The sequence below is a fragment of the Rhizobium lusitanum genome (assembly GCF_014189535.1).
Taxonomy (GTDB): domain Bacteria; phylum Pseudomonadota; class Alphaproteobacteria; order Rhizobiales; family Rhizobiaceae; genus Rhizobium; species Rhizobium lusitanum_C.
This window is the reverse complement of record NZ_CP050308.1, coordinates 774,886-797,021: the sequence shown is the minus strand read 5'-3', so window position 1 is coordinate 797,021 and position 22,136 is coordinate 774,886. Positions and strand designations below refer to the sequence as shown.

The window sequence follows — 22,136 nt, the reverse complement described above, 5'->3', positions numbered from 1 at the left end:
TGATCAGTGTTTTCGTTCTCCAGCGGCTGGCGTTGCGGCGGCCGATGTTCCCGCGCCGACCCCAAGGAATTTGCCAAGGGTGGCGCTGTCTTGCGCCAGCGCGGCGCTGCTTCCGGAATAGGCGACCGCGCCGCGTTCGAGGATCACGGCCTTGTCGGTGATCGCCAGGATCTGCTGCGCGTGCTGCTCGACGATGATGGCGGCCATGCCCTCGTCGCGGACGATGCGGCGGATGGCGGCGAGCAGTTCTTCCACGATGATCGGCGCCAATCCCTCGGTCGGCTCATCGAGCAGCAAGATTTTCGGATTGAGAACGAGTGCGCGGGCGATTGAGAGCATCTGCTGTTCGCCGCCCGACAATTGGTTGCCGTAGTTGCTGCGGCGTTCTTCCAGCCTCGGGAAGAGCAGATAGACGGCCTGAAGGCTCCATTTCCCGGGGCGTGCGACCGCCGTGATGTTCTCCTCGACCGTCAGTGACCGGAATATGCCGCGCTCCTGTGGCACCCAGCCGACACCCGCCTCGACGCGACGCTCCGGCGTCATGCGCTCGATGCTTTGACCGCTGACCATGATTCTGCCGCTGTGATAGCGCGTCAGACCAACAATGCTGTTGAGCGTCGTTGTCTTGCCAACGCCATTGCGGCCGAGGAGGGCCACCGCTTCACCCGGGCCGACCGCGAGGCTGATGCCGTGCAGAACCACGGCTTTGCCGTAGCCGGCTTTCAAGCCGTCCAGCGTCAAGAGTTCAGTCATTGTGCGCCCCTCCCAGATAGACGTCCTTGACGCGGGGATCCGTCGAGATCTCGTCGACGGTGCCTTCGGCGAAGAGCGCGCCGGCGACTAGAACGGAGATCCGGTCGGCGAAATTGAAGACCAGGTCCATGTCGTGTTCGATCAGCAGAATCGAGACATCAGCGGGCAGGGCCGCAAGCCTTGCCAGAACCTCGTGCCGATCGGCTTCCGGCACGCCGGCCGCCGGTTCGTCAAGCAGGAGAACCTTGGGCTTGCAGGCGATCGCCATGGCGATTTCGAGAAGCCGTTGCTTGCCGTAGGGCAGGCCGGAACAGGGTTGGTCGAGGACTGTATCCAGACCGAAATCCTGAACCAGGCCGGCAATTTCGTCCTCGATGCCCGGAAGCTTTCCGGCGAAGCGAAACCAGTTCTTGCCGTGTCCCTGCCGTTCACTGATAACAAGGCCCAGGCTTTCCACGACGGTCAGATCGCCGAAAAGCTGGTTGATCTGAAACGTGCGAACCAGACCACGCTGCACGCGCTTTTCGCGCTTGAGGGACGAGATGTCCTCGCCATTCAGCAGGATCTGCCCGCTGGAAGGCGCGAGCACGCCGGTCAGAAGATTGATGAGCGTCGTCTTGCCCGCGCCGTTCGGTCCGATCAGCGCATGGCGGGCACCGCTTTCCAGGCGGAACGAGACGTCGGTCGTGGCCTTCAGGGCGCCGAACATCTTGTTGAGCTGTTTTGTTTCAAGAACAGCAGCGGTCATGGTGCCCTCCGGGTCGACGTGCGGCCTCTGAAGAGATTGCCGCGAATGGTGGCGAGGCGAGCGGAGAGCGAGAGCACGATCTGGCGAGGACGATCGCGACCGATGAGGACGAAGGCAACCAGGAGCATGCCGAGCCAGAACTGCCAGTATTGCGGCGTAAGCGACGACAACCCGTCCTGGATCAGTTCATAGACCAGGGCGCCGATGATACCGCCGTAAAGATAGCCCGTGCCTCCGATGACCAGGATCATCAGGCCATCCGCGGACTTCTGGAACGACAGTGCATCGAGCGAGATGAATTGCTGTGTCTGGGCAAACAGCGCGCCGGCGATCCCCGCATAGGCGCCGGCCAGCGTGTAGACGGCCACCAATCGCGCGTTGACGGGAACCCCCACGGCTGAGGCGCGCAGCGGATTGTCCCGGATCGCTTTCAGCGAATAGCCGAAAGGTGAGGATACGATCAGTCGCGCCAGGAGGAACAGCACGAACAGCACGGCGAGACTGTAGGCGTAGCCCGTGTGTCCGTAGATATCGAAATCGAAAATCCCGAACAGGGGATCGATGCTGATGCCTTGCAGGCCGTCGGCACCGCCGGTGAGCCAGTTGGCCTGATTGGCGATTTCGGCAAAGACCGCGGCGACGCCCAGCGTCACCATTAGCCGTGTCAGGTCGCCGCCGCGCAGCAGCAGGAAGCTTGTCAGGAAGGCGACGACCGCGCCCGAGAGCGCTCCGACGACCAGCCCAGACAGTGGCTCTCCGGTGACATGGATCGAGAACAGACCGCTTGCATAGGCGCCAACGCCATACATGGCCGCCTGTCCGAGAGAAACGATGCCGGCATAGCCGAGCATCAGGTCGATCGAAAGCGCGAGGATGGCGAAGCCGACGATCTCGGTCAGGATCAAGTGCTGGTTGGGGAAGAGGAACCAGGAGGCAAGCGCCAGAGCCCAGAACGCCAGTTCAAGGACGCTCCAGCGCGCCGATCGCCTCATGACGTCTGATACCCGCTGCTTCAGAGCAGGGATAGCGGAATGGGGTGCCTGCATCAGTTGGCCCTCGCGAAGAGACCCTGAGGCCGGACAACCAGCACGGCCACGAGGATGATATAGATGATGAAGCCACCGAGCGATGGGACGTAATACTTGCCGAGAACGTCCGCGACACCGAGCAGGATGGAGGCACAGAGAGGGCCGTACATGCTCGAGGTCCCGCCGACGGAGACGACGATCAGGAAGTAGACCATGAACTTCAGCGGGAATGTCGGGTCGAGACCGAGGATCTCGGCCCCAAGCGCGCCGCCAAGGCCGGCGAGGCCGGATCCGACGGCGAATGTCACGGCAAAAATCGTGTTGACGTGAATGCCGACGCCGCGAGCGACGCGCCGGTCATCGACGGATGCACGCAACCTGCTGCCGAACCGCGTACGGGCCAGAACCATTTGCAGTGCAACGGCGAGCGCGCCGCAGACGAGGATGAGAAAGGCGCGATAGACACCGATGCCGACGCCGAAAATGGTGACGCGGCCGCGCAGGAAATCCGGCAGGTTGAGGATCTGCTGTTGTGATCCCATGACATAGTCGATGCCTGCTACCGCCATGAAGACGATGCCGATCGAAAACAGCACCTGGTCCAGGGCCGTCTTGTCATAAAGGCGGGCGTAGAGCGTCTTTTCGAGAACGACCCCGGCGATCGCCGTGGCAATGAAGGCGATCGGCAGCGTCAGCAGAAAGGGCACGCCCCATCTGTTGGTCAAAATAACGGTGACATAGCCGCCGGCCATCGCGAACGCGCCGTGCGCCAGATTGATGAAATTCATCAATCCCAAGGTGACCGCCAGTCCGCACGAGAGCACGAACAGCAGCATGCCATAGGCAAGGCCGTCAAATAAAAGGGTTAGCATTTTTCCTCCCTGTCCCGGATTGCGCTCCTCCAAGACCGCCAGATTTGGCTGATTCTCCCGAACGCATCTTTCGCAGGACCTTTTGGGTCTTGAGCGGTGATTAGCCATGACGGGAAGCAGGACTGTTGCCCATTTCAAAATGGTCGTAGCCTCATAAGAAAAAGCTATAGTCGCGTTGTTGGGATGGTAGGTTCGATCGCACGGCTATAGCTAAAACTTATCGATGGGGCATCAAATCCAAATTGGCAAAGGGGGCTCTCCGGCGTGAAATCACGCGCAATTCGGAAGGAGATCCCATGTCGGAACAAAAGACTGCACTTGTCATCAGCGCACACGCGGCTGATTTCGTATGGCGCTGCGGCGGCGCGATCGCTTTGCATGCGGAGCTTGGTTATAAGGTGACCGTCGTTTGCCTGTCCTTCGGCGAGCGCGGCGAATCCGCCAAGCTTTGGAAGAAACCGGGCATCACGCTCGAGCAGGTCAAGGCGGCACGACGGGCGGAATCGGAAAAAGCGGCCAAGGCGCTCGGCGTCCATGATCTCATCAGCTTCGACCTCGGCGACTATCCGCTTCGCCTCACGGATGAGGACAAATATCGGTTGGTCGACGTGATCCGGAAGGTGCAGCCAGCCTTCATGCTCAGCCATTCGCAATATGATCCCTATAATACCGACCATATGTATGCGACGCAGATTGCCCTCGAGACCCGGATGATCGCGCAGGCCTGGGGTCATAATCCAGGTGAGAAGGTTCTCGGCGCGCCGCAGCTTTACCTGTTCGAGCCGCACCAGACCGAGCAGATGGGCTGGAAGCCCGATGTTTTCCTCGACATTACGTCGGTCTGGGAAAAGAAGCGGGCCGCCATCGAATGCATGGAGGGGCAGGAGCATCTCTGGGAATTCTACACCCGCGTCGCCCAGAACCGCGCCAATCATTTCCAGCGCAACTCCGGCGGCCAATCGGGCGGGCGTGCCTCGCAATATGCAGAGGGTTTCCAGTCGATCTTCCCACGCACGGTCGATGAGCTCTAATGAGCTCTCGGGAGGAGCGTGACATGGAACCCTGCTTTGATATCGCCCATCTGGCACATGTGGAGATGTATTCCGACAAGTTCGAGGAAAGCCTCGACTTCTTCGTCAACGTCTATGGGTTGACGCTTGCCGGTCAGGACGAGCAGTCGGCCTATCTGCGAGCGTGGGACGATTACGAGTTCCACACTTTGAAACTCACCCGACATCACACCACCGGTGTCGGGCACATCGCCTATCGAGTGTCTTCGCAAGCGGCATTGGAGCGGCGCGTCGAGGCGATCGAGGCGAGCGGTTTCAAGGTTCTCGGCTGGGTGGACGGCGATCTCGGCCATGGCCGCGCGTTCCGGTTCGAGGACCCGTTCGGTCACGTATTCGAGATCTATTGGGACACCGTCCGCTATTCGCCGCCCGAGCAGGAAAAGCCGGTGCTGAAGAATGTCGCGCAACGATATCATGCGCGCGGCTGCCATCCGCGTCGTCTCGATCATCTGAACTTGCTGGCCTCTGATGTTGCCGAGTTCAGGCGCTTCATGGAGACCTGCCTCGGTTCGCGCGTGACGGAGATGATCCAGCTCGACAATGGCAGGCTCGGTGGTTGCTGGTTCACCGTCAACAACAAGACATATGACCTTGCCTGCACCGAAGAGCCTGGCGGCGGAGGCGGGCGTCTTCATCATGTGACCTACGCCACCGACAGCCGCGAAGAGATATTGAGCGCCGCCGACATCTTTCTCGAGAACGGCGTGCACATCGAAGCCGGTCCGCACAAGCATGCGATCCAGGGCACTTTCTTCCTCTACGTCTGGGAGCCTGCCGGAAACCGGGTGGAGCTCGCCAATTCCGGCGCGCGACTGATCCTGGCTCCGGATTGGAAGCCGGTGGTCTGGACGGAGACGGAGCGAAAGAAGGGGCAGGCCTGGGGCTTGAAGACGATCGAGACATTTCACACCCACGGGACGCCCCCGGTAAAAAAATAAGGAGACGCGTAATGGGTATTGTTGTGCAGGACATCGCTCGGGTTTCGCAGGATATAATCGAACGGCTGGCCTATGCCGGGGTCGCGACCGTGCATGAGGCGCAGGGCCGCAAGGGCATGCTCGCCAGCTATATGCGTCCGATCTATGCCGGCGCGCAGATCGCTGGTTCGGCCGTGACCATCTCGGCCCCTCCTGGCGACAACTGGATGCTGCATGTGGCGATCGAGCAGCTGAAGCAAGGGGATATCCTCGTTCTCGCGCCGACCTCATCCTGCGACAATGGCTATTTTGGCGATCTGCTGGCGACCTCGGCAATGGCGCGCGGATGCAGGGGCCTGATCATCGACGCCGGCGTCCGCGACATTCGCGATCTGACGCAGATGGGCTTTCCGGTGTGGTCGAAGGCGATATCGGCGCAAGGCACCGTCAAGGAGACTTTGGGTTCCGTCAATGTGCCGGTGGTCTGCGCCGGCGCGTATGTCGAGGCCGGTGATGTCATCGTCGCCGATGACGATGGTGTCTGCGTCGTCAAGCGAGAGGAGGCGGAAGCCGTTGTTGTCGCGGCGGAGAAGCGCCTGGCCAACGAGGATGCCAAACGCAAGCGGCTTGCGGCCGGTGAACTCGGGCTTGATATCTACGAGATGCGGCCGACCCTGCTGGCAAAGGGGCTGAAATATGTATGAGGATGGCATCCCTTGCCTGTGGATGCGAGGGGGGACCTCCAAGGGCGCATATTTCCTCGCCGAGCATCTTCCGGCGGACCCTGCCGAGCGCGATTCGCTGCTGTTGAAAATCATGGGATCGCCGGATCCCCGACAGATTGATGGGATCGGCGGTGCGGATCCGCTGACGTCGAAGGTCGCCGTGCTGTCGCCTTCGACGCGCGCTGATGCGGATGTGGACTATCTGTTCCTTCAGGTCTTCGTGGATCAGGCTGTTGTCAGCGATGCGCAGGGATGCGGCAACATTCTTGCCGGTGTAGGCCCGGCGGCCATCGAGCGTGGACTGGTCAAGTCAAGCAGCGGCATTACCGAAGTCCACATCCACATGCTGAATTCCGGCGACGTGGCGGTCGCTCGAATAGAGACACCGGGCGGCCGCGTGAACTATGCCGGTTCGACCGAAATTGCCGGTGTCCCGGGCAGCCATGCGGCTGTCCCTTTGCTGTTCATGAATATAGCCGGCTCGATGTGCGGCGCGCTGCTGCCGACGGGCAACGAGGTCGATGTCATCGATGGGATAGAGGCAACGCTGATCGACAATGGCATGCCCTGCGTCATCATGCGTGCCGCCGACTTCGGGCTGACGGGTGAGGAGACCCGCGAGGCGATCGAAGCCGATGCGGAGTTGAAGTCCCGGATTGAAGCCATCCGCCTAAAGGCAGGCCCAATGATGAACCTCGGCGATGTCAAGGCTGCGTCAGTTCCGAAGATGACCCTGGTGTCGGCGCCAAAGCAAGGCGGCGCGATCTTGACGCGAAGCTTTATCCCGCACCGGGTTCATGCATCCGTCGGCGTTCTCGCCGCGGTCACGGTCGCGACCGCGACGCGCCTTACGGGTAGTCCTGCTACGGAATTGGCGACGGCTCCATCGGACGGGCGTTATCTGATCGAGCATCCGACCGGCGCGATGGAGGTGTTTCTGGATATCGGCGACGATGGAGCGATCAGGGGCGCGGGAACGGTCAGAACGGCGCGAAAACTGTTTGATGGTCGGGTTTTCGCCGGATGATCTCAGCTGGGTCGAACAGACGTCGCGCTGGCGACTAGAGATCGGGATTATCGATTAGGATTGGTATAAGATGAGAGGGGTGCCGGCGACCGCGAGGTTGCCGGCATTTCCGTTTCTGAGGCATCGAAGCGAATACCAGCGCCGATTTTGCACGGTGACTGCGCTTGCGCGTGGCCACTGCTCTGGAAATAATACTGCTTGCTATGGAAATTTCGAGAAACAATCCCGTCGAAATTTTGCTCTCTATTTGAAATATTGCACGAATATCGAAAATGAATACGACAGATCTGAATGCATGCGCGATAAAAAGATATGATAAGTCTGTATTATTATCTCCGTGCTTCCGATTTTATAAATTAGCTTATTAAAAACAGGCGCAAATCTTCTTTGAGTATTGTTGCATCCGCTGCCGTAATTATGGCACGTTGCGCTTTGGACAGTATTCGTGCGCTATCTCGACATGCGTTCTTCGATATAGTCGCTGGAAGGATTTTGATGAAAAAAATTGCTGCCATTATACCTTTTTTCCAACGCAAAAGCGGCTTTCTAACTGCGGCCGTACAGTCCATTATTGACCAAAGACTGTCGGATGACGCCAGGGTTCATATCCTGATCGTGAACGACGAATCCCCCATAGATCCGCTGTCTGAAATCTCGCATCTGGAGTTTCCGGACAATGTCAGTTTTGAAATAATAGCGCAGGAAAATGCCGGCCCGGCAGCGGCCAGAAATAACGCGCTTGATGCCGTTCCCGTGCAAACGGAGTTTGTTGCTTTTCTCGATTCCGATGATGTCTGGTTTGAAGATCATCTGAGGACAGCCGTCACGGCGCTTGGCGACGAAGGCGTGTTCTACTTCAGCGACAATTACGAAGACAGGCCCGTCACGACTTTCGAGAAAACCAAGTATTTCAGCCGGGCCGCGAGTGCCGGCGATTGGGAGATTGTCGAGCCTGCTTTGAATATCTTCCAGTTCAAGCCGAGGTTGGCGTTCAAGGCTTTTATTAGGGAGTATATTTCGCAGACGTCCACGGTTGTTTACAGATTTTCCAAATTCAAGGATCTGCGGTTCGATTCCGATCTGCGCTATTCCGGCGAAGATTATTTTTTCTGGCTTTCGATCGCCAATAGCGGATCACCGGTGACATTTTCGAGTAATGTGAATGGTGATCGAGACAAGGGCGTCTCCGTTTATCGCGACGCTTATTCCTGGGATAGCCCGAAGGTTCTGGTCCGTCTGCTCGGCAACCTTCTGTTCTGGAAAAGGGTCGGCGCCAGTTTCCGGCTCGACGATGACGACAGAAGAGTTCTGGACGAGCATATCAACAAGACGAGGATGGGTATCTCCTATCTGATCATGCGCAACGGTCGCCGTGATCGCGCCAAGAGCGTGGGGGCCATCTTCAGTTTCTTGAAAATGGACCCGCTCGGCATCGCGCAGAGCCCGGCCTTGATCATGAAGGCTATCGGTCTCGCCAGGAAAGGCCTTTTGGAGTTCTAGGCCGGACTTGGCCTCTTCATCGCGTGAAGTTGACTTACATCCCGGGCCATTTTTATTTACGAATAGGCTCGAAGCTATCGCTCGTCGTTTCGCGCCTTACTCGCCATGCATTCCGCGAGGTCCTAGATAGCCTTCATCTTTGAACAAGGGGAAGGAGATCGCTGGTGGATATCGGAGTCATTGGAGCCGGTGCTATGGGGAGCGCCATCGCGAACCGATTGGTCGAGGGGGGGCGCACGTTCTCACTTATGTTGAAGGCCGCTCGCCAGCGACCATCGAGCGGGCAAAGGCGGTGGGCATGAAGGCCGTCGGGCTGGATCGCCTTATCGAGGTCGATGTCATCCTTTCCATCGTTCCGCCCGGAGAGGCCGTCGGCGTGGCCGAGCTTCTGTCCGCGGCCTTGCGCAGCCATGCCGGAACAACGACCTTCATAGACTGCAATGCGATCTCGCCGAAGACGATGGCGCAGGTTGCTTCGGTTTTCGGCAGCGACTGCGGGGAGGTTCTGGATGGATCCATCATCGGTGCGCCGCCGAAGCCCGGCCAGAAAGGTCCCAAGCTCTATGTCAGCGGCGACGCCGCCAACAGGAGCGGCGTGCTTGCCGACTATGGGCTTCAGGTGCGCCGTATCGATGGGGGGATTGGGGCCTCGTCGGCACTGAAGATGTGTTATGCCGGCATCAACAAAGGGGTTACGGGCCTCGGCACCGCCATGCTACTTGCGGCGATCAGGTCCGGAGCGGATGAGGGTCTGAAACGGGAGCTCCAGGAAAGTCAGTCCGATCTTGACCGCAAGTTTGCCCAGAGCATTCCAGACATGTATCCGAAAGCCTATCGTTGGGTTGCTGAAATGGAAGAGATTGCCGAATTCCTCGGCGAGGACGATCCCGCCGCCCTGATCTTCAAGGGCATGGCCGGCCTCTATCGCAAGATGGCGGATGATCGAGCCGCCGGCGGCGTGCTTGCCGGCGAGCTGGATAAGCTCAACGGCGCCGCTTGAGGTTGTGGCAGGGCCAACATTTTTGCCGGCATATCCGCGGATATCAGCTTGCAAGGCGACGATCCCACCGCGCATATGGGGTCGTCGATCGCTGAGCGATATCGAGATTGGACTTGCGATGCTGGCTCGTACAAACTATGGACGGACCTTCGATTTGCTCCTTAGTTGGCGATTAGACGGTGCGTTCTAAGTTAATGAAAAAAACGCGAAGAGAGTGCGGATGCCATCCGCATCTTCAATAGTTGCGCGTAGTTATCCTGACAAAATCATTGGGGTCGATAATTCTCTTCCGTGGCACCTGCGGACTGATTTGCAGCTATTTAAGAAACGTACCCAAGGTCACGCGGTCATTATGGGGCGCAAAACCTTTGAGTCTATTGGTCGGCCGCTACCGAACCGCACAAACATAATTCTATCGAGAACGGAGCCTCTATTCCTGAAGAGCTTTCCTTCTTTGAAATGGGCGCAGAATCCTGAGACAGCACTTCTGCTCGCAGATATTGAATCTATAATATCTGGTAAGATGCAATTTTTTGTTATTGGTGGCGATCAAATATATAAAGTGTTCGAGCCATACATAAATACTATATTTGTTACAGATGTGTTCTGTGGAAACATTAATGGTGATGCTAAATTTGAATTAGATTTTGGGGATCCTCTCGCTGGTGAGAAAAGTGAATGGATTATAAAATCGGAAGAAGAGTACCCGAAGACGGATTCTGACGAGTACCCATTTCGAGTAACAAAATATGATCGCCGCAAACCATTCCATCGGTATCGCTCGAAGGAAGAGTTTATGGGGCGCGTACCTAATTTTGACGTTCTGCTAGAGCAATATGAGGTTAGATTGAAACTGGAGCCGATTGAAGAGGGTCAATTGGATTTCTTTGAATAGAGTTTTTACAAAGGACTCTAGTTCAACTGCTAATTAGGTGCGAGTAAGCATCACACGCGGCTTTTCCCTTCATATTTGGCGATGCATATCGCGCCAAATTTGGTTGTGACTGGTTACAGAATTCAATTATTTTCCAATAAATCCGCCTAACTTCCTGAAGTTGCGTTGAAAGCAGGTGCGTCGATACCTATAACGGGGACTATCGCCGCAACTTGTGGATTTCGCACTGCGAATGACAAAGTTTAGCGCGATTATTGGGAGTTCACTAACAAAGAGGTTTTGATGCCCTGGAGCAATCAGAATGGCGGCGGCGGCCCATGGGGTGGCGGCGGCAGCGGAGGCGGCGGCGGAAATAATCAAGGGCCATGGGGGCAGGGACCGAACCGGCCTCGTGGAAACGGTAGCGGTGGGCCACCTGACCTTGAAGACATTATTCGCCGTGGCCAGGACCGGCTGAAGGGGCTCGTTCCCGGCGGTTTTAATGGCGGTGCTTTTCTTATTGTCGCGGCGGTAATTGCAGTTTTCTGGCTTATTCAGTGCGTTTATACGGTTCAGCCGGATGAACGTGGTGTCGAATTGCGTTTCGGTCAGCCGCGTGCCGAGGTGTCCATGCCTGGCCTGCATTTCCACTTCTGGCCGATGGATCGTGTCGAAATCGCCAAGGTTACCGAGCAGCAGCGCAATATTGGCGGGCGTTCGGGTTCCGGCTCCAATGCTGGTCTGATGCTGACCGGCGACCAGAACATCGTCAATGTTCAGTTCTCGGTGCTCTATACCGTCACCAATCCGCAAGCCTATCTTTTCGAGGTTGAAAGCCCTGACGAGACACTTCAGCAGGTTGCCGAAAGCGCCATGCGCGAAGTGGTCGGCCGTCGTCCGGCCCAGGACATTTACCGCGACAATCGTCAGCAGGTCGCTGTCGAGGTGAGAAACATCATTCAGGATACGATGGATCGCTATAGCGCCGGTATTTCCATCAATGCCGTGCCGATCGAGGATGTGTCACCGCCGCGCGAAGTGGCTGATGCCTTCGACGAGGTGCAGCGCGCCGAGCAGAACGAAGATCAGCAGGTACAAGAGGCTAACCAATACGCTAACCAGAAGCTGGGTCAGGCCCGTGGTGGTGCCGCCCAGGTTCGCGAAGAGGCCGCTGCCTACAAGGATCGTGTCGTCAAGGAAGCTCAGGGTGAGGCACAGCGTTTCATCTCGATCTATGACGAATACGTCAAGGCGCCGGATGTGACCCGCAAGCGGTTGTTCCTCGAAACCATGGAGACCGTTATCGGCAATTCCAACAGCATCATCATCGACGACAAGCAGAGCGTTTTGCCCTACTTGCCGCTGAATGATCTCGGCAAGTCCACGACGCAGACGGGCGGCAAGCCTGCAACTGCAGTTCAGCCGGAGGCCAAATAATGACTTCCAGCCGTTTGCCAACCATTCTCATTGCGCTCGCGTTGTTGCTGCTGATCGTTTATTCCTCGGTTTTCGTGGTCAATGCCCGCGAGCAGGCAATCGTTCTGCGCTTCGGCCAGATCCGTGAAGTCAAGACCGAGCCGGGCCTTTACTTCAAGCTGCCTTTCGCCTTTATGGACGCTGATCGGGTGCAATATATCCAGGATCAGGAACTGCGCTTCGATCTGGACAATATCCGCGTCCAGGTTTCGGGCGGTAAGTTCTATGAGGTCGACGCATTCGTCGTCTACAGGATCACCGATGCACGGAAATTCCGTGAGACGGTGTCGGGCGATCGTGATGCGGCGGAATCCCGCCTTAGAACCCGCCTCGACGCGTCGCTGCGCCGGGTCTACGGTCTGCGCGGCTTCGAAGCCGCTCTTTCCGAAGAGCGCGCCTCTATGATGACGGAAGTGCGCGACGACTTGCATCGCGATGCAGAGACCCTCGGTCTCAACATCCAGGATGTTCGCATCCGCCGCACCGACCTGACTCAGGAAGTGTCGCAGCAGACCTACGACCGCATGAAGGCCGAACGTCTGGCGGAGGCGGAACTGATCCGCGCCCGGGGTAACGAAGAAGGCCAGCGCCGCCGCGCCGTCGCCGACCGCCAGGTGGTCGAGATACTCGCGGATGCGCAGAAGGACTCGGAAATCCTTCGCGGTCAGGGCGAAGCCGAACGTAACGGCATCTTTGCCGATGCTTCCACGCGCGATCCGAGCTTCTACGAGTTCTATCGCTCGATGGCGGCCTATCGCACGTCGTTCGGCAAGGGTGGCAAGACGCTGGTCCTGCCGCCGAACCAGTCGGAATTCTTCAAGTATTTCGACAGTTCGATCGGGTCGGCCGTCACGTCTGGCGCTCCGGCACTGGCTAAGCCACCGACGACGGCCCCCGCGAATTGACGCGCGGCAAATCACTGTAATCCAAGGGGCTGCCGGTTGGCGGCCCCTTGTTTTATGTGGGGCCGTGTCGGCTTTACCATGATTATAAAGGTTGGAAGGAGCTGCGGGGATATCGCAAAAAGGTGATTACACGCTTCATCATTCCGCCTTATGGTGATGCTTATACAAGTTTTCCCTTTTTCGATGAGGATGCCTGATGGCCTCGACCAATCGCCTGCCTTTCAGACGTTCGTTCGCTCTTCTGGCCAGTGTGGCGCTGATTGTCGGCCCCGTCCTGGGCAGCGTCGAACGGGCGCATGCACAGGCGGCGCAGACGCCCTCGGCCTCCGATAATCAGGCGCCAGCCGCAGCAGCCAATCCAGCTCAGGCTCCGACGGTCGGCACGACCGCGCCGACTGCCAATCCGGCGGCAGCGCCCACAATCGCCACCAATCCGGCGATGAATGCCGGCCCGGCTTCCGTTGCCGATCTGGCATCCGGCCTGCTCGATGCGGTGGTCAATATTTCGACGTCGCAGAAGGTCAAGGATCAGGGCGATGGTCCGGCAGATCCCAAGGTGCCTGACAATTCGCCGTTTCAGGATTTCTTCAACGACTTCTTCAAGAACCGGAACAACGATAATAGCAATCGCAAGGTCAGCTCGCTCGGCTCCGGCTTCGTCATCGATCCCACGGGCTATATCGTCACCAACAATCACGTCATCGAAGGTGCCGACGATATCGAGGTGATCTTCCCGAATGGTAACAAGCTGAAGGCGCGGCTGATCGGCACGGATACGAAGACCGACCTTTCCGTGCTCAAGGTGGAGTCGAAGCGACCGCTGGTGTCGGTTAAGTTCGGCGATTCCGCCAAGATGCGGATCGGCGATTGGGTGATGGCGATCGGCAATCCCTTTGGCCTCGGCGGTTCGGTGACTGTCGGCATCGTCTCGGCGCGCGGTCGCAATATTAATGCCGGACCCTATGACAATTTCATCCAGACGGATGCGGCGATCAACAAGGGTAATTCCGGCGGACCGCTCTTCAACATGAAGGGCGAGGTGATCGGCATCAACACGGCCATCATTTCACCGAGCGGCGGCTCCATCGGCATCGGCTTCTCCGTGCCCTCCGAATTGGCCGAGGGTGTCGTCAAGCAGCTCATGGATTTCGGCGAGACCCGACGCGGCTGGCTTGGCGTGCGTATTCAGCCGGTAACCGATGATGTCGCCAACAGCTTGGGGCTTGATGGCGCCAAGGGTGCGCTGATTGCCGGTATCATCAAGGGCGGGCCGGTCGACAATGGTTCGGTCAAGGCCGGCGATGTCATCCTGAAATTCGATGGCAAGGACGTCGATGACATGCGCGATCTGACGCGCATCGTGGCTGAAAGCTCCGTCGGCAAGGAAGTCGATGTCGTCATCTTCCGAGACGGCAAGCAGCAGACCGTCAAGGTTACGCTTGGCCGGCTTGAGGATAGCGACAAGGCTGCAGTAGCAAGCAGCGACAAGAGCGGTGGTGACAAGGATAAGTCACCGAAGCTCGCGCCGGACGACAATGGCAACGGCAGCAAAGACGGTGTCATCAATCCCGACGGGGATGACGATGGCGATGACGGCATGGATGGCCAGGACCAGGGCGGCGACCAGCAACCGCAGGCACCACAGCAGCAGGCTGCTCAAAATGTACTTGGCATGAAGCTCGCGACGCTGAACGCCGAGAACCGCAAGAGCTTCGGCATCGCCGACAGCGTCGACGGCGTTGTCATCACCGAGGTCGCGCCGGGTTCGGCTGCGGCTGAGAAGGGGCTGAAGCCCGGCGATGTCGTTGTGGAAGTGGCGCAGGAGTTCGTGCAGTCACCGACTGCGGCCTCGGAGAAGGTGGCGTCGCTGAAGCGGGAGGGCCGGCGCAACGCGCAGTTGATGATCGCCTCTCCGAGCGGCGATCTGCGTTTTATCGCCGTGGCTCTGGAATAGTCGTCAGCCCTTGGGCGCTTACCGCAGCCGCCATTCGGCGGCGGTTAGGCTATAGAGAACATGGCGCTTCAAATGCGGATACGTATCGGGAACGCTGGGATGATCGAAATCCCCGTCCTCGACACGATGCATGCCGATCCGCTCCATCACGGACGTAGACCTGATATTGTTGTGAACGGCGAAGGAAACGATCCGGTCGAGATCGAGCGTTTGGAAGCCATGGGCGAGCAACGCCCGCGCCGCTTCGCTGACAAACCCCTTGCCCCAGAACGGCGTCGCCAGCCGCCAGCCGATCTCGACCGTGCCTACCGGCACGAACGGCTCCAGATGATCTGTCCGCATCAGCCCGCAATATCCGATGGCCTCACCACTGGCCCTGAGCTCCAGCACATAGAGGCCAAGACCAGTGTCGGCGATCATGGAGCGGACCCGCTCGAAAAATTCATCTGCTTCCGTGCGACTGCGGCGAAAAGGAAAGAACTCCATCACCTTGTCATCGGAATTGATTTCATAGGCGAGATCGCGATCCTCATCGCGCCAGTTGCGGATGATGAGGCGTTCGGTTTCGGCAATGATCATGATGGCATCCGATCCTTGGCGGGTTTCCGCCGACATTATGCTCTGACGAAATCACTCTTCCGATAGCCCTGGATATAGAGCAGAGCGGTCAGGTCTCCGTGGTCGATGCGCATTTTCGCCTCAGCGGCCACCGATGGCTTGGCGTGCAGGGCGACGCCGGAGCCGGCGAGTTGCAGCATGCCGAGATCATTGGCGCCATCGCCGACCGCGAGTGCGTCTTCCGGGGAGATGCCAAGCTTTTCGGCGATATCGTTGAGCGCGTCGATCTTGGCCTGCTTGCCGAGGATCGGTTCGGCGACAAGGCCGTTCAGGATACCATCATCTTCCAGCAGGATATTGGCGTGATCCTCATCGAAGCCCAGGGTCGCGGCGATGCGGCTCGTGAAAACGGTGAAGCCGCCGGAGACGAGGGCGGTGTAATAGCCCTTGGCCTTCATCGTAGCGATCAGCTCGGCTCCGCCTGGGGTAAGGGTGATGCGCTTGGCTATGACCTCGTCGACAACGGAAATCGGCAGGCCCTTCAAAAGAGCGACACGCTCGCGCAGTGCCGGCTCGAAGGCGATCTCGCCGTTCATGGCGCGGGCGGTAATCGTCGCGACCTTGTCCTTGAGGCCAACTTCGGCCGCCAGTTCGTCGATGCATTCCTGGCCGATCATGGTCGAATCCATGTCGGCGATCAGCAGCTTCTTGCGGCGTGTCTCCGCGTCCTGGATGACCAGATCGATCGGGGCACTGCCGATGACCGCTCGAATATCGGCTTCGGCGGCCTGCGGATCGGCGCCGTCGCGCAATGCGATATCGCAGGCGATGCCGTCGGCCAGCCAATAAAGTCCCGACGCTTTAACGGCGTCCGACGCACGCTCGGCGATGGCCGGAACGAGAACGGGGTTTGACGGATTGGCAATAAGCGTGGCAACGAAGGCCATGATCAGAAATCCTGTGAGCGATATCGACGCGATCCTGATAACCGGGCCGACCGCCAGCGGCAAGTCCGCGCTTGCGGTGGAATTGGCGCGCGCGCATGGCGGCGTTGTCGTCAATGCCGACAGCATGCAGGTTTACGACACGCTCAGCATACTGACGGCCCGCCCATCTGAAGCCGATATGGAAGGCATTCTGCACCATCTCTACGGTCATGTACCGGCGGGGCAAGCTTATTCCACGGGCGTCTGGCTGCGCGAGGCGGCGGCATTGCTGGCGCAGTTGCGCGAGGAAGGTCGGGTGCCCGTCTTTGTCGGCGGCACCGGGCTCTATTTCAAGGCGCTGACCGGCGGGCTTTCCGATATGCCCGATATCCCCAGGGAGATTCGTAGCCGCTTGCGGGAGCGATTGCTGGCGGAGGGACCCGACGAGCTTTATCGCGAGCTGGTCCTTCACGATCCTACGGTGGCGGAAAGCCTCAACCCACAGGACGGCCAACGTATCGTGCGAGCCCTGGAGGTGATCGAGGCGACTGGGCAATCTATCGCCGTTTTTCAGGGCCGGACCGGGCCGGTCATTATCGATGCTGATCGCGCTCGGAAGATCGTCGTGCTGCCGGACCGGGCCGTCCTGCATCAGCGCATCAACGGTCGTTTCGAGAAGATGCTCGCCATGGGGGCCGAGGATGAGGTGAAAGCGCTACTGGCGTTGGATCTGTCACCGGAGATGCCTGTCATGAAAGCGATCGGCGTGTCGCAGATCGCCGCGATGCTGACGGGCGAGATGACACGCGCGGAGGTTCTGGAAACCGGGGCTGCCGCGACGCGGCAATATGCCAAGCGGCAAATGACCTGGTTTCGCAATCAGATGGATGAGAGTTGGGAGCGCGTCATCCCGTAGCCGACGTCAGTCCTTGTTATAAAGGCTGCTCAGCGGCTTCTTCAGGATGCTGTCGCGCAGTGACAGACCAGGTTCGCGCCGCGGCGGGGCGGCGTCTCGTGCCTGGTATGGCTGGCTCCCCGCATTGTCATCGCCGCGATAGTCACGACGCAGTTCGGCAAGCCGGCTATCGATCGAGGTTCGGGGTGTGGCGTCGACGGCTGGTGTCACGGGGCGCGGCAGCATGTCGGGCCGATAGGGTTCTATCGGCGGCGCGGCAATTCTGGTCGGTTGCGGAATGGGGATAGGCTGCTCGACATAGTCATCATCGATATCCTTGTCCATATCATCAGCTGCGTCGTTCAAGGTCGCGTAGCTCTGCTGGAACGAGGAGATATCGGGGCCTGCAATCGAACGCATGCGGCTGACGATGGTGCGCAGATCGACGGTATCAGGCGTGTCCTCGCTGGTTCTGGCAACGCTGCTATTGGCCTTCGGCAGCAGATGCTCCTCGACACGGGAGAAGCGCATACGCATCGGCACGGCGATCGCCTCGCCAAAGGCGATGGCTTCGCCATTGCCGATGGAGGAGAGGAAGCTGGTCGTCGAGATCGAGGAGTTCGGAATGGCCGAACGGATGATGTCCTGGTCGCGGTCATTGGCGAGGCGCATGGCAAACACCGTCGAGCATTGCGACAGGATCGTCTGGTCGAGCTCGCCCGGGCGCTGGGTGATGATGCCGAGAGACACGCCGTATTTACGGCCTTCCTTGGCAATGCGGGCAATCGCCTGGCGGGTCGGGAAGAAGCCGAGCGTCGGGTCGGCGGGGATATAGCGATGCGCCTCCTCGCAGACGACGAGCATATGGATTGCGCCGTCACTCCACAAAGTCAGTTCGAAGGCCATCCGGCAGAGGACGGAGGCGACGGAATTGACGACTTCGGAGGGGATGCCGGCGAGCTGAAAGGTGCAGATCGGTCTATCGTCGCCCGGAATGCGGAAGATCTGCGCGATCGTTTCCATGATCGTGTCGCTGATCGTGCTGTTGGAAAACATGAAGTGGTAGCGCGGATCGTTGATCGCCGAGATGACGCGCATTTTCAGCGAGCGCAGATGCGGTTTTTCCTGGCGGCCCTCGAGCCGGCCGATGCGCTCGTCGATCAGAGCCAAGAGGTCGGCCATGCGATAGGGTACCGGCGTATCGGCGGTCACCGAGCTTTTCTCGGACTGGCGGCGCATCAGCGGTGAGTCGCTGCCGCGAAAGGCGCGCTTTGCCTCCGGAATAATATCGCGCAACATGTCCAGTTCGTCGGCGATCGGCGGACGACCGCGAAAGATGACCTCGGCGAATTCCTCCAGCCGCATCAGCCAGAAGGGCAGGTCGAGCGTATCGGTATCGATGACGACGGAATGCTTGGGGAAGGCGGCGGCGAATTCGTTGTGTGGGTCGAGGATCAGCACGCGCAGCTTGGGATCGGAGGCGATCGCCTTGTGCAAGAGCAGCGAGACGGCGGTCGATTTACCGACGCCGGTGGAGCCGACCACGGCAAAATGCTTGGCCAGCATCGAAGGAATATGGATGGCGGCGTCGATGCTCTCGTCCTGCGTCAGCTTGCCGACGACGCAGCTGCTGTCCTTGCCGGCGTCATAGATACGCATCAGGTCGGCGGCTCGGATGCGATGCGCTACGGCGCCGAGATAGGGATAGGCCGAAATGCCGCTCGAAAATTCCTCGCGCCCATTTGGTCCGACGCGGACTTCGCCTAGCAGCTCCACTTCGATGCGGAAAAGATTGTCCTGTCCTTCGCCCCAGCCATTATTGCCGGTATTCATGGCGTAGACGAGGGCGGCAACGCGATTGGTGCCGACGCTGATGGAAATCAACTTGCCCACCGACCAGAGTTCGGTCAGATCGGTGCCGCCATCCACGGCGACGGCGGCGATGGTTGCCCTGGAACCGGTGCACGCGACAACGCGGCCGAGGAAACGATTTCCCGGCTTTAGCTCGTCACGGCGATCAAGGTCTCCAGCTTTGCCGGACGTCTGCAAGTCGTTATTGAGCAAACGGCTACTCCCAGCGTTAGGAAATGGAGCATAGGGATGGCGGCTTAATAAAACCCTTTCGGCCAGCCGCGCTTTTTAAAGGGAACGGGATGCGCCGCGATTTTTTATTGCGGAATGCGTTGACGCTTGGAAATTTTCTGTCTATCACTCCAGCCCATGAAAAACTCGACGGCTCTTATTGTGGTGGGACAGCGCATGGGCAGGATGGTGTAACCATCCGGCGGTAGCCACCCATGCGCAAGACGACAGGCTCCCCAAGGAGCCTTTTTTTATGCCCGAAATCGAGATTTCATTTTTCCAAACCTCCAGCAGATACGGAACAAACGTATGACCGGCACAGATAATCAGGCGAGCAGCAACCAGATGACAGGCGCGGAGATCGTGTTGCGGGCGCTCAAGGACAATGGCGTCGAACACATCTTCGGTTATCCGGGCGGCGCTGTTCTTCCGATCTATGACGAGATCTTCCAGCAGGACGACATCCAGCACATTCTCGTTCGCCACGAGCAGGGCGCGGGTCATGCGGCCGAAGGCTATGCTCGCTCGACTGGCAAGGTCGGCGTGATGCTGGTTACTTCCGGCCCCGGCGCGACGAATGCGGTCACGCCGCTGCAGGACGCTCTGATGGATTCGATCCCGCTGGTCTGCCTGACCGGTCAGGTTCCCACTTCGCTGATCGGCTCGGACGCGTTCCAGGAATGTGACACGGTCGGTATCACGCGGCCCTGCACCAAGCACAACTGGCTGGTCAAGGACGTCAACCAGCTCGCCGCCGTCATTCACGAAGCATTCCGCATCGCCCAGTCCGGCCGTCCGGGTCCTGTTGTCGTCGATATTCCGAAGGATGTTCAGTTCGCCACCGGCACCTATACGCCGCCGGAAGCGCATGACGCCCAGAAGAGCTATCAGCCCAAGATTCAAGGCGATCTCAACAAGATCAAGCAAGCTATCGAGCTGATGGCGAATGCGCGCCAGCCGGTCATCTATTCTGGCGGCGGCGTCGTCAATTCCGGCCCGGAAGCCTCGAAGCTGCTGCGCGAGCTGGTCGAGCTGACCGGTTTTCCGATTACCTCGACGCTGATGGGTCTCGGCGCCTATCCGGCATCGGGCAAGAGCTGGCTCGGCATGCTCGGCATGCACGGCTCTTACGAAGCAAATCTGGCGATGCATGATTGCGACGTCATGGTCTGCATCGGCGCGCGCTTCGACGACCGTATCACCGGTCGCCTGAATGCCTTTTCGCCGAATTCCAAGAAGATCCACATCGACATCGACCCGTCGTCGATCAACAAGAACGTCCACGTTGATATCGGCATCCTCGGCGATGTCGGCAATGTTCTGGAAGACATGGTTCGCCTGTGGCGGGCCCTGCCGCAGAAGCCGGCTGCCGATCGTCTTGGCGACTGGTGGGCAAACATCGCCCGTTGGCGTGCGCGCAATTCCTTTGCCTACAAGCAGAGCGGCGATGTCATCATGCCGCAATATGCCATCCAGCGTCTCTATGAGCTGACCAAGCATCGCGATACCTACATCACGACCGAAGTCGGTCAGCATCAGATGTGGGCGGCGCAGTTCTATGGCTTCGAGGAGCCGAACCGCTGGATGACCTCGGGCGGCCTGGGCACCATGGGTTATGGTCTGCCGGCAGCTCTCGGCGTGCAGATCGCCCATCCGGAAAGCCTGGTCATCGATATCGCTGGCGATGCCTCGATCCAGATGTGCATTCAGGAAATGTCGGCGGCGATCCAGCACAATGCGCCGATCAAGATCTTCATCCTGAACAACCAGTACATGGGCATGGTGCGCCAGTGGCAGCAGCTGCTGCACGGCAACCGCCTGTCGAACTCCTACACCGAGGCCATGCCCGATTTCGTCAAGCTGGCGGAAGCCTACGGCGCTGTCGGCCTGCGCTGCGAAAAGCCCGGCGATCTCGATGCGATGATCCAGGAGATGATCGATGTCGACAAGCCGGTCATTTTCGATTGCCGCGTCGCCAATCTTGCCAACTGCTTCCCGATGATCCCCTCGGGCAAGGCGCATAACGAGATGTTGCTGCCGGATGAAGCCACCGATGAAGCCGTCGCCAACGCTATCGACGCCAAGGGCCGTGCGCTCGTTTGATCGGATCGCCGGGACACGGGAATTTCCCGGGTCCCGGGCCTTTCGATTAGCCGCTATATTGCAGACGCCGTGCTGACTTCCCGAAGATAAGAACCGAGGAAACGGAACAAGGACAATGAACGCACACCTTCAACCCACAGGCTCCGCCTACTTCATTTCGCCGGAAACGGCGGCGGCCGAGAGCCATACGCTATCGGTTCTCGTCGATAACGAGCCCGGCGTGCTAGCGCGCGTCATCGGCCTTTTCTCCGGTCGCGGCTACAACATCGAAAGCCTGACCGTTTCGGAAACCGAGCACCAGGCGCATCTGTCGCGCATCACCGTTGTTACGCGCGGTACGCCGCAGGTGCTGGAACAGATCAAGGCACAGCTGGAGCGCATCGTGCCGGTTCATCGCGTCGTCGACCTGACGGTGCGCGCCCGCGAACTCGGCCAGGAGCGGCCGATCGAGCGCGAAGTGGCGCTGCTGAAGGTCGCGGGGAACGGCGAGACCCGCTCCGAAACGCTGCGCCTGGCCGACGCCTTCCATGCCAAGGTAGTGGATGCCACCGTCGAGCATTTCATTTTCGAAATCACCGGCAAGTCCTCGAAGATCGACCAGTTCGTGGCCATCATCAAGCCGCTCGGCCTGATCGAAGTCTGCCGCACCGGCATCGCGGCGATGAACCGCGGTTCGCAGGGGATGTGAGACACGCCCGTCATTGACCGATCTCCGGGCGTCGC

General features: G+C 59.1%; 19 protein-coding genes and 1 pseudogene. 13 read left to right on the top strand and 7 right to left on the bottom strand.

Annotated features, from left to right (window positions below):
- Positions 1-3: 3 nt before the first annotated feature.
- Genes HB780_RS17675 through HB780_RS17660 form a run of 4 tightly spaced genes read right to left on the bottom strand, consistent with a single transcriptional unit; the run spans position 4 to position 3,401 of the window.
- A complete protein-coding gene (locus tag HB780_RS17675; RefSeq protein WP_183694322.1) occupies positions 4-753 on the bottom strand; it encodes an ABC transporter ATP-binding protein in 750 nt (249 codons plus the stop codon).
- On the bottom strand, positions 746-1,501 hold the full coding sequence (locus tag HB780_RS17670) for an ABC transporter ATP-binding protein (protein WP_183694320.1): 756 nt from the start codon (positions 1,499-1,501) through the stop codon (positions 746-748). Before HB780_RS17670 ends, HB780_RS17675 begins: the two co-directional genes overlap by 8 nt.
- On the bottom strand, positions 1,498-2,547 hold the full coding sequence (locus HB780_RS17665) for a branched-chain amino acid ABC transporter permease (protein ID WP_183694317.1): 1,050 nt from the start codon (positions 2,545-2,547) through the stop codon (positions 1,498-1,500). Before HB780_RS17665 ends, HB780_RS17670 begins: the two co-directional genes overlap by 4 nt.
- Positions 2,547-3,401, bottom strand: a complete 855-nt coding sequence (locus HB780_RS17660; RefSeq protein ID WP_183694314.1) for a branched-chain amino acid ABC transporter permease — start codon at positions 3,399-3,401, stop codon at positions 2,547-2,549. The genes HB780_RS17665 and HB780_RS17660 overlap by 1 nt, the downstream gene beginning before the upstream one ends.
- A 296-nt stretch (positions 3,402-3,697) precedes the next feature.
- Between HB780_RS17660 and HB780_RS17655 the strand changes: the two genes are divergently transcribed.
- From HB780_RS17655 to HB780_RS17610, 10 genes and pseudogenes are all read left to right on the top strand, one after another.
- Positions 3,698-4,432 carry a PIG-L deacetylase family protein gene (locus HB780_RS17655; protein WP_183694311.1) on the top strand — a complete coding sequence of 245 codons (735 nt, stop codon included), beginning with the start codon at positions 3,698-3,700 and terminating at the stop codon, positions 4,430-4,432.
- Between the two features lie 23 nt (positions 4,433-4,455).
- On the top strand, positions 4,456-5,409 hold the full coding sequence (locus tag HB780_RS17650) for a VOC family protein (protein WP_183694309.1): 954 nt from the start codon (positions 4,456-4,458) through the stop codon (positions 5,407-5,409).
- An 11-nt stretch (positions 5,410-5,420) separates the two neighbouring features.
- Positions 5,421-6,092: a 4-carboxy-4-hydroxy-2-oxoadipate aldolase/oxaloacetate decarboxylase gene (locus tag HB780_RS17645; RefSeq protein ID WP_183694306.1), complete on the top strand. Its 672-nt coding sequence runs from the start codon at positions 5,421-5,423 to the stop codon at positions 6,090-6,092.
- Positions 6,085-7,140, top strand: coding sequence for a 4-oxalomesaconate tautomerase (locus HB780_RS17640; RefSeq protein ID WP_183694303.1), 1,056 nt, complete (start codon positions 6,085-6,087; stop codon positions 7,138-7,140). Before HB780_RS17645 ends, HB780_RS17640 begins: the two co-directional genes overlap by 8 nt.
- 387 nt (positions 7,141-7,527) lie before the next feature.
- Positions 7,528-8,640: a glycosyltransferase gene (locus tag HB780_RS17635; RefSeq protein WP_286203129.1), complete on the top strand. Its 1,113-nt coding sequence runs from the start codon at positions 7,528-7,530 to the stop codon at positions 8,638-8,640.
- 164 nt (positions 8,641-8,804) lie between these two features.
- A pseudogene (locus tag HB780_RS17630) lies at positions 8,805-9,640 on the top strand (DUF1932 domain-containing protein).
- 220 nt (positions 9,641-9,860) lie between these two features.
- On the top strand, positions 9,861-10,535 hold the full coding sequence (locus tag HB780_RS17625; RefSeq protein WP_183694301.1) for a dihydrofolate reductase: 675 nt from the start codon (positions 9,861-9,863) through the stop codon (positions 10,533-10,535).
- A 282-nt stretch (positions 10,536-10,817) separates the two neighbouring features.
- Complete coding sequence (gene hflK, locus HB780_RS17620; protein ID WP_183694298.1) at positions 10,818-11,951, top strand: FtsH protease activity modulator HflK; 1,134 nt, start codon at positions 10,818-10,820, stop codon at positions 11,949-11,951.
- Positions 11,951-12,895, top strand: a complete 945-nt coding sequence (gene hflC, locus HB780_RS17615) for a protease modulator HflC (RefSeq protein WP_183694295.1) — start codon at positions 11,951-11,953, stop codon at positions 12,893-12,895. The genes hflK and hflC overlap by 1 nt, the downstream gene beginning before the upstream one ends.
- 196 nt (positions 12,896-13,091) lie before the next feature.
- Positions 13,092-14,849, top strand: coding sequence for a Do family serine endopeptidase (locus HB780_RS17610; protein ID WP_183694292.1), 1,758 nt, complete (start codon positions 13,092-13,094; stop codon positions 14,847-14,849).
- Positions 14,850-14,867: 18 nt separating this feature from the next.
- On the opposite strand, the gene HB780_RS17605 is transcribed toward HB780_RS17610, so the two are convergent.
- A complete protein-coding gene (locus HB780_RS17605) occupies positions 14,868-15,428 on the bottom strand; it encodes a GNAT family N-acetyltransferase (protein ID WP_183694289.1) in 561 nt (186 codons plus the stop codon).
- 35 nt (positions 15,429-15,463) lie between these two features.
- Positions 15,464-16,354: a phosphoserine phosphatase SerB gene (gene serB / locus HB780_RS17600; protein ID WP_183694286.1), complete on the bottom strand. Its 891-nt coding sequence runs from the start codon at positions 16,352-16,354 to the stop codon at positions 15,464-15,466.
- Between serB and miaA the strand changes: the two genes are divergently transcribed.
- Entirely contained in the window at positions 16,353-17,249 is an 897-nt protein-coding gene (gene miaA / locus HB780_RS17595) for a tRNA (adenosine(37)-N6)-dimethylallyltransferase MiaA (RefSeq protein WP_183694283.1), read from the top strand. The two genes, serB and miaA, sit on opposite strands and share 2 nt — an antisense overlap.
- A 6-nt stretch (positions 17,250-17,255) precedes the next feature.
- On the opposite strand, the gene HB780_RS17590 is transcribed toward miaA, so the two are convergent.
- Complete coding sequence (locus tag HB780_RS17590; protein WP_183694280.1) at positions 17,256-19,292, bottom strand: ATP-binding protein; 2,037 nt, start codon at positions 19,290-19,292, stop codon at positions 17,256-17,258.
- 327 nt (positions 19,293-19,619) lie between these two features.
- Here HB780_RS17590 and HB780_RS17585 point away from each other — a divergent pair, with 327 nt between their 5' ends.
- Positions 19,620-21,413 (top strand): acetolactate synthase 3 large subunit, encoded by a 1,794-nt coding sequence (locus HB780_RS17585; protein WP_183694277.1) that lies wholly within the window; start codon positions 19,620-19,622, stop codon positions 21,411-21,413.
- A gap of 115 nt (positions 21,414-21,528) precedes the next feature.
- On the top strand, positions 21,529-22,101 hold the full coding sequence (ilvN, locus tag HB780_RS17580) for an acetolactate synthase small subunit (protein WP_007696970.1): 573 nt from the start codon (positions 21,529-21,531) through the stop codon (positions 22,099-22,101).
- The last annotated feature ends 35 nt before the right edge of the window (positions 22,102-22,136 follow it).

Bases quoted from the DNA above. Each gene is read 5' to 3' on its own strand.
- ilvN (WP_007696970.1), top strand. From the start codon at position 21,529: ATGAACGCACACCTTCAACCCACAGGCTCCGCCTACTTCATTTCGCCG.
- HB780_RS17605 (WP_183694289.1), bottom strand. From the start codon at position 15,428: ATGATCATTGCCGAAACCGAACGCCTCATCATCCGCAACTGGCGCGAT.
- hflK (WP_183694298.1), top strand. From the start codon at position 10,818: ATGCCCTGGAGCAATCAGAATGGCGGCGGCGGCCCATGGGGTGGCGGC.
- miaA (WP_183694283.1), top strand. From the start codon at position 16,353: ATGATCAGAAATCCTGTGAGCGATATCGACGCGATCCTGATAACCGGG.
- HB780_RS17625 (WP_183694301.1), top strand. From the start codon at position 9,861: ATGCCATCCGCATCTTCAATAGTTGCGCGTAGTTATCCTGACAAAATC.
- HB780_RS17675 (WP_183694322.1), bottom strand. From the start codon at position 753: ATGACTGAACTCTTGACGCTGGACGGCTTGAAAGCCGGCTACGGCAAA.
- HB780_RS17645 (WP_183694306.1), top strand. From the start codon at position 5,421: ATGGGTATTGTTGTGCAGGACATCGCTCGGGTTTCGCAGGATATAATC.
- serB (WP_183694286.1), bottom strand. From the start codon at position 16,354: ATGGCCTTCGTTGCCACGCTTATTGCCAATCCGTCAAACCCCGTTCTC.
- HB780_RS17650 (WP_183694309.1), top strand. From the start codon at position 4,456: ATGGAACCCTGCTTTGATATCGCCCATCTGGCACATGTGGAGATGTAT.
- HB780_RS17585 (WP_183694277.1), top strand. From the start codon at position 19,620: ATGACCGGCACAGATAATCAGGCGAGCAGCAACCAGATGACAGGCGCG.
- HB780_RS17640 (WP_183694303.1), top strand. From the start codon at position 6,085: ATGTATGAGGATGGCATCCCTTGCCTGTGGATGCGAGGGGGGACCTCC.
- HB780_RS17665 (WP_183694317.1), bottom strand. From the start codon at position 2,547: ATGCAGGCACCCCATTCCGCTATCCCTGCTCTGAAGCAGCGGGTATCA.
- HB780_RS17655 (WP_183694311.1), top strand. From the start codon at position 3,698: ATGTCGGAACAAAAGACTGCACTTGTCATCAGCGCACACGCGGCTGAT.
- HB780_RS17660 (WP_183694314.1), bottom strand. From the start codon at position 3,401: ATGCTAACCCTTTTATTTGACGGCCTTGCCTATGGCATGCTGCTGTTC.
- HB780_RS17610 (WP_183694292.1), top strand. From the start codon at position 13,092: ATGGCCTCGACCAATCGCCTGCCTTTCAGACGTTCGTTCGCTCTTCTG.
- HB780_RS17670 (WP_183694320.1), bottom strand. From the start codon at position 1,501: ATGACCGCTGCTGTTCTTGAAACAAAACAGCTCAACAAGATGTTCGGC.
- hflC (WP_183694295.1), top strand. From the start codon at position 11,951: ATGACTTCCAGCCGTTTGCCAACCATTCTCATTGCGCTCGCGTTGTTG.